The organism is Micromonospora sp. C28ISP2-4 (assembly GCF_030519385.1).
GTDB lineage: Bacteria > Actinomycetota > Actinomycetes > Mycobacteriales > Micromonosporaceae > Micromonospora > Micromonospora tulbaghiae.
The window spans coordinates 30,983-44,905 of the sequence record NZ_JAUMKG010000004.1; the positions used below are offsets into that span (position 1 = coordinate 30,983).

Annotated in this window: 15 protein-coding genes; 1 reads left to right on the plus strand and 14 read right to left on the minus strand. The window is 75.2% G+C overall.

Annotated elements, in window-relative coordinates:
* Window positions 1-11: 11 nt before the first annotated feature.
* The 8 genes from Q3W68_RS16245 to Q3W68_RS16280 all read right to left on the minus strand — a co-directional run bounded on the left by Q3W68_RS16245 (window position 12) and on the right by Q3W68_RS16280 (window position 7,862).
* Entirely contained in the window at window positions 12-488 is a 477-nt protein-coding gene (locus tag Q3W68_RS16245) for a hypothetical protein (protein WP_302906232.1), read from the minus strand.
* Window positions 485-1,405, minus strand: a complete 921-nt coding sequence (locus Q3W68_RS16250) for a hypothetical protein (protein WP_302906233.1) — start codon at window positions 1,403-1,405, stop codon at window positions 485-487. The genes Q3W68_RS16245 and Q3W68_RS16250 overlap by 4 nt, the downstream gene beginning before the upstream one ends.
* Window positions 1,402-2,055: a phage tail protein gene (locus tag Q3W68_RS16255; RefSeq protein WP_302906234.1), complete on the minus strand. Its 654-nt coding sequence runs from the start codon at window positions 2,053-2,055 to the stop codon at window positions 1,402-1,404. Before Q3W68_RS16255 ends, Q3W68_RS16250 begins: the two co-directional genes overlap by 4 nt.
* Window positions 2,036-4,657, minus strand: coding sequence for a putative baseplate assembly protein (locus Q3W68_RS16260; RefSeq protein WP_302906235.1), 2,622 nt, complete (start codon window positions 4,655-4,657; stop codon window positions 2,036-2,038). The genes Q3W68_RS16255 and Q3W68_RS16260 overlap by 20 nt, the downstream gene beginning before the upstream one ends.
* Entirely contained in the window at window positions 4,654-5,094 is a 441-nt protein-coding gene (locus Q3W68_RS16265; protein ID WP_302906236.1) for a GPW/gp25 family protein, read from the minus strand. The genes Q3W68_RS16260 and Q3W68_RS16265 overlap by 4 nt, the downstream gene beginning before the upstream one ends.
* Window positions 5,091-5,429 (minus strand): hypothetical protein, encoded by a 339-nt coding sequence (locus Q3W68_RS16270; protein WP_302906237.1) that lies wholly within the window; start codon window positions 5,427-5,429, stop codon window positions 5,091-5,093. The genes Q3W68_RS16265 and Q3W68_RS16270 overlap by 4 nt, the downstream gene beginning before the upstream one ends.
* Window positions 5,429-7,000, minus strand: coding sequence for a phage baseplate assembly protein V (locus tag Q3W68_RS16275; RefSeq protein ID WP_302906238.1), 1,572 nt, complete (start codon window positions 6,998-7,000; stop codon window positions 5,429-5,431). Before Q3W68_RS16275 ends, Q3W68_RS16270 begins: the two co-directional genes overlap by 1 nt.
* A 106-nt stretch (window positions 7,001-7,106) precedes the next feature.
* Complete coding sequence (locus tag Q3W68_RS16280; RefSeq protein ID WP_302906239.1) at window positions 7,107-7,862, minus strand: hypothetical protein; 756 nt, start codon at window positions 7,860-7,862, stop codon at window positions 7,107-7,109.
* 675 nt (window positions 7,863-8,537) lie between these two features.
* Here Q3W68_RS16280 and Q3W68_RS16285 point away from each other — a divergent pair.
* The gene (locus Q3W68_RS16285; RefSeq protein WP_302906240.1) at window positions 8,538-8,909 is read left to right on the plus strand and encodes a hypothetical protein; all 372 of its coding nucleotides are present in this window, start codon (window positions 8,538-8,540) and stop codon (window positions 8,907-8,909) included.
* Between the two features lie 537 nt (window positions 8,910-9,446).
* Here Q3W68_RS16285 and Q3W68_RS16290 read toward each other — a convergent pair.
* The 6 genes from Q3W68_RS16290 to Q3W68_RS16315 form a co-directional block, all read right to left on the minus strand.
* A complete protein-coding gene (locus Q3W68_RS16290) occupies window positions 9,447-9,929 on the minus strand; it encodes a phage tail protein (RefSeq protein WP_013286679.1) in 483 nt (160 codons plus the stop codon).
* Window position 9,930: 1 nt separating this feature from the next.
* Window positions 9,931-11,205, minus strand: a complete 1,275-nt coding sequence (locus tag Q3W68_RS16295) for a phage tail sheath subtilisin-like domain-containing protein (protein WP_302906241.1) — start codon at window positions 11,203-11,205, stop codon at window positions 9,931-9,933.
* A gap of 16 nt (window positions 11,206-11,221) precedes the next feature.
* Window positions 11,222-11,905 carry a carboxypeptidase-like regulatory domain-containing protein gene (locus Q3W68_RS16300; protein ID WP_302906242.1) on the minus strand — a complete coding sequence of 228 codons (684 nt, stop codon included), beginning with the start codon at window positions 11,903-11,905 and terminating at the stop codon, window positions 11,222-11,224.
* Window positions 11,902-12,510 (minus strand): glycine zipper family protein, encoded by a 609-nt coding sequence (locus Q3W68_RS16305; RefSeq protein ID WP_302906243.1) that lies wholly within the window; start codon window positions 12,508-12,510, stop codon window positions 11,902-11,904. Before Q3W68_RS16305 ends, Q3W68_RS16300 begins: the two co-directional genes overlap by 4 nt.
* 13 nt (window positions 12,511-12,523) lie before the next feature.
* Entirely contained in the window at window positions 12,524-12,868 is a 345-nt protein-coding gene (locus Q3W68_RS16310) for a hypothetical protein (protein ID WP_302906244.1), read from the minus strand.
* A 150-nt stretch (window positions 12,869-13,018) separates the two neighbouring features.
* Complete coding sequence (locus Q3W68_RS16315; RefSeq protein ID WP_302906245.1) at window positions 13,019-13,852, minus strand: DUF3153 domain-containing protein; 834 nt, start codon at window positions 13,850-13,852, stop codon at window positions 13,019-13,021.
* Window positions 13,853-13,923: the final 71 nt, after the last annotated feature.

Genomic DNA, 13,923 nt, shown 5'->3' on the forward strand with positions numbered 1-13,923 from the left:
CTCCGTCCCGGTCAGGACCGGGCCAGCGTGACCGAACATCCGCCACCTCCCGGACAGCGCAGCAGCACCTCGGTCTCCCGGTCCACGGCCACCTTCGCCACCGCCGGGCCGTCCGCGTCGGGCGCGACCTGGTCGGTGACCGTGACGTCCGCGTCGCCCGGTGCGGGGGCGGTCACCTCGAACGGCGTCGTGCCGCGCAGCACCAGCGTGCGCAGCGCGCCCGGGTCGGCCACCCGCAGCCGGCACGCGGTGCCGAAGGCGAGCGTCACCCCGTCGGCGGTGGTGGCCGGTTCGGCGGCCGGCGGCAGGCACGTCACAGCCACCGTCGCCGGGTCCACCGTCCCGGTCCCGCGTCCCAGCCGGGCCAGCGCGCCCGGCCCGGCCGCCGGGTCACCCGGGTCGTCGCGGCGCCCGGCCACCGCCACCGCGTACAGCGCCACCAGCAGCACGGCCACCGCCACCAGCAGCACCTTCTGCCGCCCGGTCATGGCCGGACGACGGGCGTGAAGCGGATCTCGTCCACCCCGGCGAAGTACCTGTCGGTGCCCTGGGTCTTGCTCACCGCCACGAGCGTCAGCTTGTGTGGCCCGCGGGTCAGCTCCACGGTGCCCACGTCCACCTCGTCGGTGCGGACCACGGTCGGGCTGAACCCGAAGAACGTGTCGCCGACCTGCCGGCCGTCCACCAGCCAGATCGTGTTCGCGTAGTCGAACGACGTGGTGCGCACTGTGGAGAACCGCCAGGTGCCGTCGGACGGCACGTCCACCTGCACTGTCACCCGGTCGCCCACGCCCCGGCCCAGGAAGAACAGCTGCGCGTCGCCGGACCACACCACGTCGCAGCAGTTCTCCTGCGCCACCACCTCCGCCTTCGCGCCCGTGGTGGACTGCACGGCGGCACCGGAGACGAGCGTCTCCGCCTCCACCACCACCGCGCCGGCCTGCGGGGGAGCCGGGGTGTCCGGTCCGCGGGTCACCAGCCAGGTCACCACCCCGGCCACGACCAGCACCAGCGCCGCGGCGGCCGCGATCCACGGCCACGGCGCGCGCTTCGGGGGTACGACGGCCCGCACGTCGTACGTGACCCGGCCGCTGGAGCGGGAACTCTCCTCCGGCGCGGTGTTCGCCGAGTACGCGAACCCGGTCATGTCGTAGCGCCGGGGCGGCGTGCCGGGCGGTACGGCGAGACGGACCAGGAACGACACCGATCCCTGCCCTGGTACCACCCGCTGCGGCTCGGCCACCGTGAACCAGGCCCGCTGGCTGCCCTCGCCGGGCGCCACGTCGAAGACGACGGTGTCCGGCGCGGTACCCGGGTTCGACACGGTGAACGTCAGCTCACCGGCGTTGCGGGCATCCAGTGTGAACTGCTCGGCGGCGGCGACGACTGTCCATTCGGTGGTCATGACGGCTCCTCGGGCGGATCGTGGGGCAGGGGTGCGGGTACGTGCGCCCGGCCGACCGCGCGCACCGCAGCCACCCCGGCGGCGGGCTCGGCGACGTCCGGCGCGGGTGGCGTCGGGTCGGCGGGCGGGTCGGCGGGCGGGTCGGCCGGGGCGGCGACGACCTCGACGGTGACCGCCGCCGGTTTCTCCGCCTCGACGATGCGGGTGACCAGCGCGAGCCGGTCGGCGGCGGCGGGCGGCACCCGCACCACCAGGTGGAACGGCCGGTCGGGCGGCTCGTCCAGCACGAACCCGGTCACGCCGGTGGCCAGTTCCAGCGCGGTCCGCATCCCGTACGGGGTGCCACGCCACCGGGCCAGCAGCGCGCCGTGCGCGACCAGGTCCCGCAGCCGGCCGGCCGGCAACGGCAGTGGCGCGTCGGCGCGGGGCGCGGCGACCACGTGGTCCATCGCCACCCAGCGGGTCAGGTACGCCACGAACCCGTCCGGCGTCCGGTACGGCCCGAACAGCGCGTCGACGTCGGCCAGTACCGCCTCGTCCGGGGCGTGCAGCGCCTCCATCACGTCCAGCAGCGCGCCCAGCACGCTGCCCGGGCCGGCGGCCCGCTGGTACGCGGCCGGTAGCAGCCGCTCAATCGCCGCTCGGCGCATCCTGCCGCACCACCTCGATGTCGTGCTCGCCGGAGCAGAGCAGCCAGGTGCCGGGGACGGTGACCACGTCGGCGGTGGCCTGGTTGGCGCTGGCCGTCCAGTCCTCGCCGTCGCCGCTGCGGAACACGCCGCGCTCGCCGCCGGCCAGCACCAGCCGCCCGGCGCCCGATGTGCCGGTGGGCGCGGTGGCGGCGATGGCGTCGACCGGGACGAACCGGGTCCGGTCCCGCAACGGCAGGCCGCAGTTGACCATCACCGGCGACCACTGCGGCTGCCCGGCGAGCGTGTCGAGGCGGACCACACCGCCGCTCTGCGTCGCGGCCAGCGCGAGCGGACCGCTGAACGCCAGGTCCCGGCAGGTGCCGCCGATCCAGCCGGAAGCCATCGACTGCCACTTCACGTCCGACTCGAACAGCCGGGTGCGGTGGCAGCCCTGGCCGGGCTTCTTCGGGTCCGGCTCGCCCGCGCCGCACCACAGCAGAGTGGCCGGGCCGTCGTACTGCACGGCGAGCACCCGGTTGTCCACGTTGGCGAGGCCGACGTGGGCGTACGTGCCGGGCCGTCCGGCGGCGGTGGACAGGTAGACGCCGAATCCGGCCTGCGCGGCCACCGCCACCCCGGGTGCGCCGCGCTCGGAGACGAACGCCCGCACCGCGTAGAAGCCCCGGTCGGCGTCGGCCGGGTCGACCAGGATCTGCAACGGCACCGCGCCGGGCAGCAGCGGCACCTCGTACAGGCCGGTGTCGGTGGCCAGCAGCAGCGCCCCGGTGCCGTCCCGGTCGATCCAGGCCAGGTCGCGGACGCCGGAGTCGAGGTCGGTCAGCAGCGTCCACGTCTCACCCAGGTCGGTGCTCAGCCGGACCCGGGAGCCGCCGGCGTCTCGGCTGGTCACCACCGCCACCGAACCGGCCCGTGGGACCACGCCGGGGCGTACCGGGGCGGGCGCGGGAACCACCCGCACCACCGTCTCGCCGTCGAACCGGCCCGCCGGTTCCCAGCCCGCACCGGCGTTCGTGGAGCGGAACAGCACCGGGCCGCCACCGGCGTACCAGGTGCCGGCCTGGTACTGGTCCACCGCCACGGTGCGCACCTGCGCGTCGGGGGCCTCGTCGACCACGAACCGCACCGACTCGACGTAGCGCACGCCCGGCTCGGCGTGCTCCAGCATCCGGTAGACGTTGGAGGCGCGCAGCGGCTCGCCGAACGCCCAGCCGGCCGGGTTCAGCGGCGTGGGCAGCGGGCTGAGCGTCTGGTGCAGCCGGTCGTGGATGCGGCGGCGCACCGCGTCCACGTCCTCCTCGCGGCGCACCACCACCCGGGCCCGGATGGACACCGCCTTGTACCGGGCCCAGCCCGCTCGTACCGCCGTACCGAGGGCGCGCCGCCGTTCCAGGTCGGCCTCGACGCGGCGGCGGGCCTCCTCCACCTCGTGCTCCCGCAGCACCGCCACCGGCAGCCGCCCGCCGGGACGGGCCCCCTCCGGCACGTACGGCACCAGCACCACCTCCACCTCGCCGGGCCGGGCGAAGCTGTAGACGGCGGCCCTGGTGAACGCCCGCGCCCGCGCCACCGCGCCGGAGCCGGCGGCCAGGATCTCGAAGTCCCGGGCGGTCACCGCGCGCTGCTGGGCGAAGAACTCGTACGGCCCGCGCGCCAGCACCGACTCCAGCGACTCCAGGTCCCGGCCGCCGGTGGCCGGCTCCGGGTTGTCCACAGTCACCCCGGGCAGCGGGTCGCGCAGGCTGGTGAGCACGCCCGCCGCCACGTTGCCGGCCGGCCCGCCGCCGCAGCGGTACCAGAGCCGCACCTGCCGCCCGGCCGGCGGCACCGCCGCCACAGTGGTCGCCCCGGCCGCCCCCTCGACGGCCGGGGCACCCACGTCCGGGCGCAGGTCCAGCGCCGGGGCGAACGTGACCACCCCGGAGGCCCGGTCCACCAGGTAGACCTTCGCCTGCGCCCCGACACCGGCGAAGCTGTCCACCGGGCGCCAGATCTCGTACGTGCGCCCCTCGTGCTCCCGGGCGGCGGCGCCCAGCTCCACCGAGCCGGCCGGCACCTCCACGCCGAGCAGCAGGTCCAGCGCCTCGGTGGTACGGGTCAGCGGCGCGCGGGCGGCCCGGAACACCTGCCCGGGCTGCCCGGTGCCGGTGCCCAGCAGCTCCGCCTCGACCGGCTCGCAGTGGTGCACGCGTACCGTCGCCGTGGTCTCGCCGGCGGGCAGCACCGCCGGTTCGGTGGTCACGAAGACGACCGGCCGGGGGTCGGCGCCGCGGGCCGCGGCGATCCGGGTGCCGGCCGGTACCCGCACCGGGCCGCGGTCCGGGCCGGTGCGGGTCAGGCGCACGTCCGCCCAGGCCGCCGCCGGTGGGTGCCGGGTGACGCCGAGCAGGTTCAGGAACGCCACGTACGCCTTCTCCGGCAACTGGTTCAGCCGGTAGATCATCACCTCGGTCAGGTAGGCGAACGCCTCCAGCAGCGCCATGCCCGGGTCGTGCGCGGACAGGTCGGTCCAGTCCGGACAGGACCGGGCGATGCGTTCCCGCGCCTCGGTGACCAGGTCGAGGAAGGCGCGGTCGTCCAGGTGCGGCACCGGCAGCGTCATGACGTGCCCTCCTCGTCGGCGGTCTCGTCGTCGGCCGGCAGCAGGTCGACGGAGAACACCAGGTGACCGGGGGAGAGGCTGGCCCGCACCCGGTAGTCCAGCCGGATCACCAGGCGCCACGGGTCGTCCGCGTCGGGACCGGCGTCCACGTCCAGCACCTCGACCCGCGGCTCCCAGCGGCGGATCGCCTGCCGCACGTAGTGGATGGCCAGCCCGGCGGTGGTGTCGTCGTTCGGCGCGAAGACCAGGCGGTGCAGCCGCGACCCGTACCCGGGACGCATCAGCCGTTCCCCGGGCGTGGTGGACAGCAGCAGGTACAGCGCCTGGCGTACCGTCTCGTCGCCGTCGGTCATGGCGAGCCCGCCGGCGGCGGTGAGCGCGAGACCACCGGCGCGGCCGGCGTCGAAGCCGGCGCCGACGAAGCGGAAGGCCCTCATGCGTCCGCCCCCAGGAATCCCTGCCGCACGTCGCGGACCTGGTGGTGCACGGTGCCCGGCGGGGTGCCGTCGGTGAGCCCGTCCAGGTGCGACAGCACCACCGGCTGCCGGTCCACCCGCACCCAGGTGCTGTAACCCACAGTGACGGTCAGCGTGTGCAGACACGGCTTGATCGTCGGGCCGTAGTTCGGGCAGGCGGTGATGTCGCGCCCCTCCGGGTCGGGGCGGACCAGCACCGGCACGGCCTGGACCCTCACCCAGTCCTGGGACGGGCGGTTGCTCACCCGCCCGTCGTGTCCGCAGGTGATCAGCGAGTCGCGGTGGATCCAGCGCATCAGCCACCTCCGGCGGAACGGGCGAGGGTACGGGCCTGGGCGGCGGCGGTCTCGGCGTCCTCGGCCGCCGGTGCGTGCAGGAAGTCGACGGTCCGGCCGCGCACCACGACGGCCCGGCCGGGCGCGGAGAGCACCAGGTCACCGGCGGCGTGCACGGTGGTCAGCTCGGGACGCAGCTCGACGAAGCTGCCCGCGTCGGTGGCCAGCCGCAGCGTGCGCCCGTCGTCGTCGATCACGATGGACTGCCCGGTGCCGGTCCGCATCGACCAGCGCCGCGAGCGCCCGGACACGATCCCCGCGTCGTACGGCTCGACCGCGCCGAACAGCGAACCGAGCACCACGCCCGAGGCGGGTTCGCCGCCGGGCAGCGCCACCAGCACTGTGTCGTCCGGGTCCGGCAGCGCGACGATCCCCTTGCCCCGGCCCGCGCCCGGGCACAGCACCGCGAGCCAGCCGGCGTCCAGATCCCCGTACGCCGGAAGCGTCACCCGGGCGCGGCCCAGCCCGTCCGGGTCGTCGACGTCGGTGACGGTGCCGAGCGTGACGGTGGCCGCCGGTGGCGCGGCCGACGGCGGCGGGCCGGGCGGCGCCGTGGAGAACCGGGTCTGGTGCCCGTCCGCGTCCACCGTGTGCACCACCTCGGTGAGCACGTACACCCCGGCCAGCGGCTCCGGGACACCGGCCAGGGCGATCCGCCGCCCGGGTCGCAGCGCCGGGTCGCCCTCCGCGGTGCCCTCGGCCGTGACGAGCGCCGCCACCCGGGCGTCCAGCCCGGCCTGGGCCAGCGCGGCCAGCTCGTCGTCGCTGCGGCCCGGCTGGTCCACAGCCGTGCGGACGCCGTCCGCGCCCACGTCGCCCGGGTCCGGGCGCAGCGGGATACGCCGCCCGCCGCGCGCCTCGCCCGCCCGCTGGCCGAGCGGCTCGGCGCGTTGCGGATGCCACCCGAGTACGGCGCACTGTGCGCCCGCCCGGTCCAGGTTCTCGGTGACCCGCAACGCGTGCACCGTCTCGCCGAGCGTCAACGGCAGCGGCTCCCCGTACCCGTCCAGCGTGAACAGCCGCAACCGGTCCCCGTCGACGCCCAGGTGCAGCCCGGCCCGACCGGCCACCTCGCACAGCAGCTCCAGGTCGGTGTGCCGGTGCTGGAGCAGCCGGTCCAGGCGCGGCCCGTCGTCCTCGGCCGCCACACTCAACCCCAGCCCCGCGCACAGGTCACCGGCCAGCTCGGCGGCCGTCACCGACTCGAACACCCGCAGCTCCTGCCGCTTGCGCAGCCGGTGCAGCGGGTCGTACGCCCGGATCCGGGCCAGCGCGACGCCGTCGCCGGCGTACTCCCGCTCGACTGCTGTCACCTCGCCGGTGAACAGCACCGTCGCCTGCCCGTCGAGCCGGACGTCGAGCGCGGCGCCGGGGCGTACCGCCGGGTCGAGCGGGCCGGCGCCGGGTGCGGCGGCAAGGGTCAGCTCGCACTGCGCGGGCCGGTCCAGGCGGGCGGCGACGCGGATGCCGCGCAGCCGGGCCGGGTCGGCCAGCGGCCGGCCGTCGACTGTCACCAGCGCGGCCCGGCTCACGGCGTACCCCCGGTGGCCGCTGGTCCCGCGGCGCCTCTCGTCGCGCCGGTCAGGGGAGTCGTGTTCGCCGGGGCGGGGCGGCGCGTGACGCCGGTCGGGTGGCCGGTCACGGTGTGCCTCCCGTGGTGACGGCGTCCGGCGGAACTGTGGCACCGATCGGCGGGACGGCGAGCGCGGTGCCGGCGGGCACGGTGAGCGGGTCGGTGATGCGGTTGTGCTCGGCGAGCAGCCGCCAGCGCAGCGGCGAGCCCAGCGCGTCGTGGGCGAGCAGGTCGAACCGCACCCCGGACCAGCCCGGCTCGGCCGCGCCGTCGGCGGCGGCCACCACCGCCGACCCGGGCGCGACGGCGGGTGTGCTCGCCGCGGCCAGCTCCTCCTCGAACCCGGCGTGCGCCGCCTCCGCGCCCTCCGCGACGCGGACCAGCTTCAACCGCAGCCAGGACCGCCGGGGCGTACCGGTGAGGGTGAACGCGTCGAAGCGTTCCGCGATGGCCGTGATCACGCCCGGGACGTTCCAGGTCTTGCCCCAGACCAGGCGGACCAGCGGCGGGCGCAGCCAGCCGTGCTCGACCGCCGAGTTCTCGGCCAGCATCCACAGCGGCCGGGTCAGCGCTCGGACGTCCTCGGGCCGGGTGGGGGACTCCACGAAGTCGACGTCGAAGAGCAGATCGAGGACCAGCTCGGTACGCCCACCGCCGGTGAAGACGAGCGGGTCGTCGGCCAGCCCGGCGCCGGTGAGCGGTCCGTCCGGCCCGCCGCGCGGGCGTACCCCGGCCAGCCGGGTCACCTGCACGGTCTCCGGGTTGAGCAGGCAGTCGACCCGGGTACCGGACTCGTCCACGAGGAAGGCGACGCGCTCCATCAGTCACCCGCCTGTTCCCGGTCCAGCCGGGCCGTGTCGCTCCACGGCGTGGCCCGCGTCGCCGGGCTCCACCACGCCGGTTCGCCCGGCAGGGCCGGCCACGGGTCCGCGTGTATCCCGCCGCCCTCGGCAGCTTGGTGCGCGGCGGCCGGCGCGGTCCGGGTCCGGCTGGCGTCGTCCGGCAGGGCAGGCCACGGGCCGGAAGGCGTGGACTCGGGCCGGTGCCGTTGTCGCGCCGGACGATCGCCGTCGGTCGCCGGGCCGGGCCCTTCGGGGTACGGCTCGGCGGCGCGTCCCCGCTTCTGGGTGGCCGCCTCGGGGAGCCCGAACCGGTCGCCTCCGTCGGGAGTGCCCGGTCCCGGTCGTGCGTCCGGTGGTGCGGCCGATCGTGCGGCCTGTCGTGCGTCTGGTTGTGCGGCGGCGAGGAGGAGTGGGAGAACGTCGTCCCGGCTGGGCGACGGGCTCGTTCCTGCGACCACATTCCGGTCCCGTCCGGCCGACGCCGGGTTCCGGAGTGCGCCCACCCGATCCGCGCCCAGGTCGGCCCGCTCGGGCGGTGACGGCCGGTCGGATTCGCGGGACGTCACGCCGATCGTGTCCCGGCTTTCGGTCAGATGAGCGGGCCCGCCAGTGCCGGTGGGCGGGCCCGGCTCGGTCGGCCGACCGGTGCCGCCGTTGCTGCTGCTTGCGCCGTTCGCGCTGATCGCACCGGTCATGCCGCTCGCGTTGATCGCACCGGTCATGTTGCTCGCGCCGATCACGCGGCGTGCGCCGTTCGCACCGCTCGCGCCGCGTGCGCCGGTGGTGGCGGGCCTGGGAGCGCGGGTCACCGTCGGCCTGCGGGTCGAGGACGCGCCGCTGGCGTCAGTCGTGCGTGTGGTGTCGGTCGTGCCGGTGGCGTTCGGTGATCCAGTCCCGTCGGAGATGCTCGCCGTTCCCGTCAGCTCCGGCGCCCCGGCCGCACCGCCCGACTCGGCCACGTCCCGGCCTGCGGGCCGATCCCCGAGCGACCCGGTATCCCACACCCGCGCAGTACTGTCCGAGTAGGACCCGGCGTCCGCCACCGCTGCGGAGGTCACCGCCCCGCCCGCTTCCCACTCGGCACCCGCCCACGTCGACGCCGCTCGACGCCAGGGCGATGTCGCGCCGCGCCCTCGCTCCGCCTTCCCGCTTCCCGGGATCCCCGTCCCACGCTCCAGGACCCCTGGAAGATCTTGGTAGGAAACGGCCCCTATGGGGGCCCTTTCGTACCAAGATCTCGACGGGTCATTGCCGGAGGCGGCGAGGCGGTTGATCAATCGCGCCTTCCAGGCCCGCCACCGGCGCGCCTGAGCCCGCTCCTCGGAGAGCGGGGGAGGAGCGGAAGGCGGGGGAGGAGCGGCGGGCGGGGGAAGGTCCCGCAGCAGGCCGGGGGCGTGCGCGGCCACCAGGCGTCGCCAGTGCTCGGGCGGCTGGCCGGGTGGGCGCGGCACGTCCTCCGGCGAGCCCCGTAAGTCCGACGACAGCGGCGCGCCGTCCGGCGACGATGGCGAGCCCGGAGCGGACAGGCGATCCGCGGTGGCCCGCAGCGCGCGGGCCAGCCGGTCACGCGGTCGCCGGGGCGGCGGCACCGCCGGCCTCCAGCTCCAGGCCCTCGTACGCCAGGGTCAGCGCCTCGATGGCGATCTCCTGCGACAGGGTGTTCAGGTGCGCGCCCCGCCACCGGGTCGGCCAGGCGTTGATCATGTTCCAGCGCAGCACCTCGGCGGTGCCGGCCGGGTCCAGCAGCACCACCGACACGTTGCGCCGGTTGACTGTGCCCTTCGCCGCCGCGTTCACCCAGTCCCACAGCTCGCGCGAACTGGTCAGGCCGAAGTGGAGGGTGACCGGGGCGTACTCGACCTGCCCGGGCACGGCCCGGATGCGCTCGTTGCCCGCCTCCCGGTACGACAGCGCCGGAATCGCCACCTCGAAGCCGCTGACCTCGGTGAAGTGCCCGTTGGTGATGCCGTTGATCAGCAGCTTGAAGTGGTACGCCCGGTACGGGTCGACGGGTGCTCCCGGCTGCGGCGTCGCAGTGGTGGGCATGTCAGCCTCCGATCGTCTCGGTCTCGGTGCCGCCGGCCCACTGGCTCAGCTTGAACACCACGAACTCCGCGGGCTTGACCACAGCGATGCCGATGTGGGCCACCACCATCCCGGCGTCGCGTACGTCGGCCGGGTTGGTCTCCTCGTCGCACTTGACGAAGAACGCCTCCTCGGGCGTACGGCCGAGCAGCGCGCCGTCGCGCCACACCCGGGTGAGGAACGCCCCGATGTCGCGGCGGATCGAGCGCCACAGCGTGAAGTCGTTCGGCTCGAACACCATCCAGCGGGTTCCGCCCGCGATGGCCTGCTCGATGGAGATGGACAGCCGCCGTACGTTCAGGTAGCGCCACTCGCTGGCCTCGGCGGCGAGCGTACGGGCGCCCCACAGCCGGATGCCCTCCCCGGCGAAGAACCGGATCACGTTGACGCCCTTGGGGTTGAGCACGTCGTGCTCGGGCCGGGTCACCCGGTACGCGAGGTCGACGGCGCCGCGTACCGGCTCGTTCGCGGGCGCCTTGTGCACGCCGCGCAGCGCGTCGGTGCGGGCCCAGATGCCGGCGACGTGCCCGCTCGGCGGGGTGAGCACCAGGTCGCCGCTGAGCGGGTCGCGGACCCGGATCCACGGGAAGTAGAAGGTGGCGTAGTCCGACTGCCGGGGCCGGTCGCCGCCGGTGCCGGGCGGCTCGTCGTCGCCGTCGCCCGGCGTACCCTCGGCGGGTTTGTCGGCCGACCCGGAAGACGAGGCCGAACCGGACGGTGCGGCCGACCCGGACCTGGCCGGCTTGCCCGGCGTGGCGACGCGGGTGAGCCGCGAGACGTCGGTGACGTCCGGCGGCGGGTCGCAGATCGCCACCATGGTGCGCAGCCGCTCGGCCATGCTGATCAGGGCCTCGTGCGAGACCGGGTCGTGGTAGCCGGGCGCGGCCAGGATGGAGATCTCGTCGATCGCCTCCAGCAGTTCCAGGCCGCCGCGCCGGCCGCCGGTGCCGGTCAGCCGGCCGCCCTCGCCGACGTTGACGATCCAGCAGCGGGTGCCGCCGTTGTCCAGGAACCCGAACACGGCGCGGGCCAGCGGGGTGCTCTCCAGGTGCTCACCGTCGGCGTACAGCCGCAGGAACTCGGTCCAGCTGTTCACCGCCAGCGCCTCGCCGACGTGGGCGCCACGGTTCGGCGCGACGCCGACGAACGCGGCGGTGCTCATGCCGACCGGTCCGATCGGGCGGGCCCCGCTGGGCACCTCCTCGACGTAGATGCCGGGGGAGAAGTAGGTGGGCATCGGTCCTCCTCGGACGTCAGTCGGGCGCGCGGACGACGATCAGGTGGTCGCCGTCCGGATCGAGTTCGGCGGTGTGGACGCGTCCCGCGCCGACCAGCCGGATCCGCACGGAGGCGTGCGGCGCGTCGGGGTCGTGCGGCACGCCGATCAGCCGGAACCGGCCGGCGGCGTCGGTCTCGGTGGCCTGGGCGGTGCCCACCAGCTCCACCCGGACGGCGGCGAGCGGCTGGTCCTGCGGGCCGACCACCCGGCCGTCGAGCGTGCGCATGCCGAGCTGCCGCAGCCGCAGCGGGTGCCGCACCGGCGGCGCGGCCGGGACCGGCCGGTCGATCCGGGCCGGCACGTCCAGCAGCAGCGCGGGCCGGGGTGCCACGCCCAGCGCCCGCCACAGCGCCGGGTCGCCGGCGGCGAGCACCAGCTCCGGCCGACCGGCCGTGGTGGTGGCGGCGGCGAGCACCCGGTCCAGCGCGGGCAGCGCCGCCGGCCCGCCGCCGGAGACCAGCAGGCGGACCACGAACCGGTACGGCTCGCGCGTCGCGCCACCGGTCGCGGTCTGCCGGGCCGGCCGCAGCTCCAGCGGCCAGACCGTGAGGCCGCCGTCGGGGTCGTCGCGCGGCGGACCGACCGGTACGGGCTCACCCGCGGCCCCGGCCAGCCAGCCCGCGACGTCCGCGACGGCCGCCTCGATCGCGCCGGTCATCGCGGTGGCGTCCCCTGGATCCGGTACGCGATGGCCTCGTTCCACACGTGCGGGTAGACGCCGATCTCGAAGTAGCGGGTGAACCGGTTGATCGGCGCGTTGGTGTGGTCGTGCCAGAGCAACCACACCGGGGCGATGGTGAACAGCACGTAGTTGAGCGCCACCAGCGGCAGGTAGAACGGCCCGAGCAGCCGGGCCTGGAACACGTGCACGTCCTCGTGGCGCTGGATGCCCGGGCTGGACCCGGCGCAGACGGTGCCGATCGTGGTCGCGTACCGGGGGGAGACGCCCTCGATCACGTTGACCCGGCCGCTGCCGGCCGAGACGACCCGGTCGAGCTGGTGGCCGAAGACCAGGTGCAGCGCCAGGAACAGCGCCCCGGCGAACGTGTTGAGCAGGCTCCAGGTGTGGTCGACGACGAAGAGGAAGATCCCCTTCGGGTCGGCGCCGTACGTGCCGGCCGAGGCGGACGCCCAGCCGAACGGCGCGCCGACGAGCAGGCCGACGGCCGCGCCGACGAGCAGGCCGACGGTGCCGGCGGCGAGCTGCCCGAGCACGGCGCCGAAGACGACCTGGACGGCGGCGCTGAGGATGCCGAAGATCATGGGGTCACCTCTCTCAGACCCAGGAGCGGACGAAGCGGGGCTCGCGGCCCTGGGCGAGCTGGGTCGGCGACGCCTGCGTCGCCTGCCGGTTGCCAGGGGGGAGCTGGTTGACGCCGAGCGCGGCCGAGAAGATCACCAGCCCGTTGAAGAACGCGATGACCCACTTCTCCGGGCCGGCGTCCGTGGCCAACGCGGCGGTCAGGTACGACAGCAGGAGCGCGAAGCCCAGCGCGATCCACTTGCGCGCCTTGTCGCCGCCCGGTCCGATCAGCCCGCCGATGACGTTCGTGGCGAGCAGGGTGGCGGCGCTGGCGCCGGTGAGGCTGCCCAGGGCGGCCCAGGTGAAGAGATCGTTCACGGCGATCCCCCTCTTTTCGGTGGTGCGGTGGTGCGGTCGGGGTGGGATGGTGCGGCGGCGTTCCGGGTCGCGTGACGCCACGTGATCCAGGGTCCGCCCGGTGTGGTGGTGGGCCGTCGGCGCGGGCGCCGTCGGGTGGTCGGTGCGGGCTCAGGCCGGCGGACCGGCGGGTCGAGTCGGTGCGGCCGGGGCGTCGGGCCCGGCCGGGGCGCCGCTGGTGGCCGGAGCAGGTCCGGCGGGGGTGGTGGCCGTCGCGTCCGGGCCGCCCCGGGAGCGCCGCCGCCGCATCAGCAGCACGAGCGCCGCGCCGGCGACCAGCAGCAGGACGATCACCGCGCTGACGACCGGCAGCCAGGGGAAGGACCCGTTCCCGGTCACCACGGCGGCCGGGCTGGTGGCGGGCGGCGGGGGCGCCTGGGCGACGGCGCGCAACTCGGCCGGCTTGGGCTGGTTGGCGACCACCTTCCAGCTGACCGAGCGTCCGGTCACAGTGCCGTTGGTGTCGAGCACCCGGCCGGGGAACGTCACCGAGATCTCGAACTCCATCAGGGTCATGAACGCCTGTTGCTGGCGCGGGTCCTGCTGCCCGAACTTGCCGCCGTATTTCTTCGGGTCGAGCGGGAGCGAGAAGCGATAGAGATCTTCGTCCCGAACGAGATTCACGCTTTCGCTCGTGAATTGCGCCAGTGGCGTTTTCCGGTACGTGATCTGAATGCCGTACGAGGTGGCGTCCTCGTACCGGGTCTCCGCTCCCGGCGGAAGTGAGGGAATGTTCGGCCGCAGTTCGGCGAACGCCACCGCCGGGTCCGGGTTGCGCTGCTTGAGCACGGACTTCGGCGCGGTGAGCAGGAGCTGACCGGAGACCGTGTCGTCGTCGTTCACGGTCAGCCCGAGGTTGAGCTGCATGCAGCCGCTCAATATCGCCACGAGGGCGAGACACACCGCGAGGCGGAATGCCCGGCTGCGGCGGAGTCTCGTATTCATGCGCTCAGTGTGAGCCGGTGCCGGCCGCCGGGCAGTCCGTGATCGGTCGCGGTTCTGTCGCCGATCTTACC

Bases quoted from the DNA above. Each gene is read 5' to 3' on its own strand.
- Q3W68_RS16245 (WP_302906232.1), bottom strand. From the start codon at position 488: ATGACCGGGCGGCAGAAGGTGCTGCTGGTGGCGGTGGCCGTGCTGCTG.
- Q3W68_RS16250 (WP_302906233.1), bottom strand. From the start codon at position 1,405: ATGACCACCGAATGGACAGTCGTCGCCGCCGCCGAGCAGTTCACACTG.
- Q3W68_RS16255 (WP_302906234.1), bottom strand. From the start codon at position 2,055: ATGCGCCGAGCGGCGATTGAGCGGCTGCTACCGGCCGCGTACCAGCGG.
- Q3W68_RS16260 (WP_302906235.1), bottom strand. From the start codon at position 4,657: ATGACGCTGCCGGTGCCGCACCTGGACGACCGCGCCTTCCTCGACCTG.
- Q3W68_RS16265 (WP_302906236.1), bottom strand. From the start codon at position 5,094: ATGAGGGCCTTCCGCTTCGTCGGCGCCGGCTTCGACGCCGGCCGCGCC.
- Q3W68_RS16270 (WP_302906237.1), bottom strand. From the start codon at position 5,429: ATGCGCTGGATCCACCGCGACTCGCTGATCACCTGCGGACACGACGGG.
- Q3W68_RS16280 (WP_302906239.1), bottom strand. From the start codon at position 7,862: ATGGAGCGCGTCGCCTTCCTCGTGGACGAGTCCGGTACCCGGGTCGAC.
- Q3W68_RS16290 (WP_013286679.1), bottom strand. From the start codon at position 9,929: ATGCCCACCACTGCGACGCCGCAGCCGGGAGCACCCGTCGACCCGTAC.
- Q3W68_RS16295 (WP_302906241.1), bottom strand. From the start codon at position 11,205: ATGCCCACCTACTTCTCCCCCGGCATCTACGTCGAGGAGGTGCCCAGC.
- Q3W68_RS16300 (WP_302906242.1), bottom strand. From the start codon at position 11,905: ATGACCGGCGCGATCGAGGCGGCCGTCGCGGACGTCGCGGGCTGGCTG.
- Q3W68_RS16305 (WP_302906243.1), bottom strand. From the start codon at position 12,510: ATGATCTTCGGCATCCTCAGCGCCGCCGTCCAGGTCGTCTTCGGCGCC.
- Q3W68_RS16315 (WP_302906245.1), bottom strand. From the start codon at position 13,852: ATGAATACGAGACTCCGCCGCAGCCGGGCATTCCGCCTCGCGGTGTGT.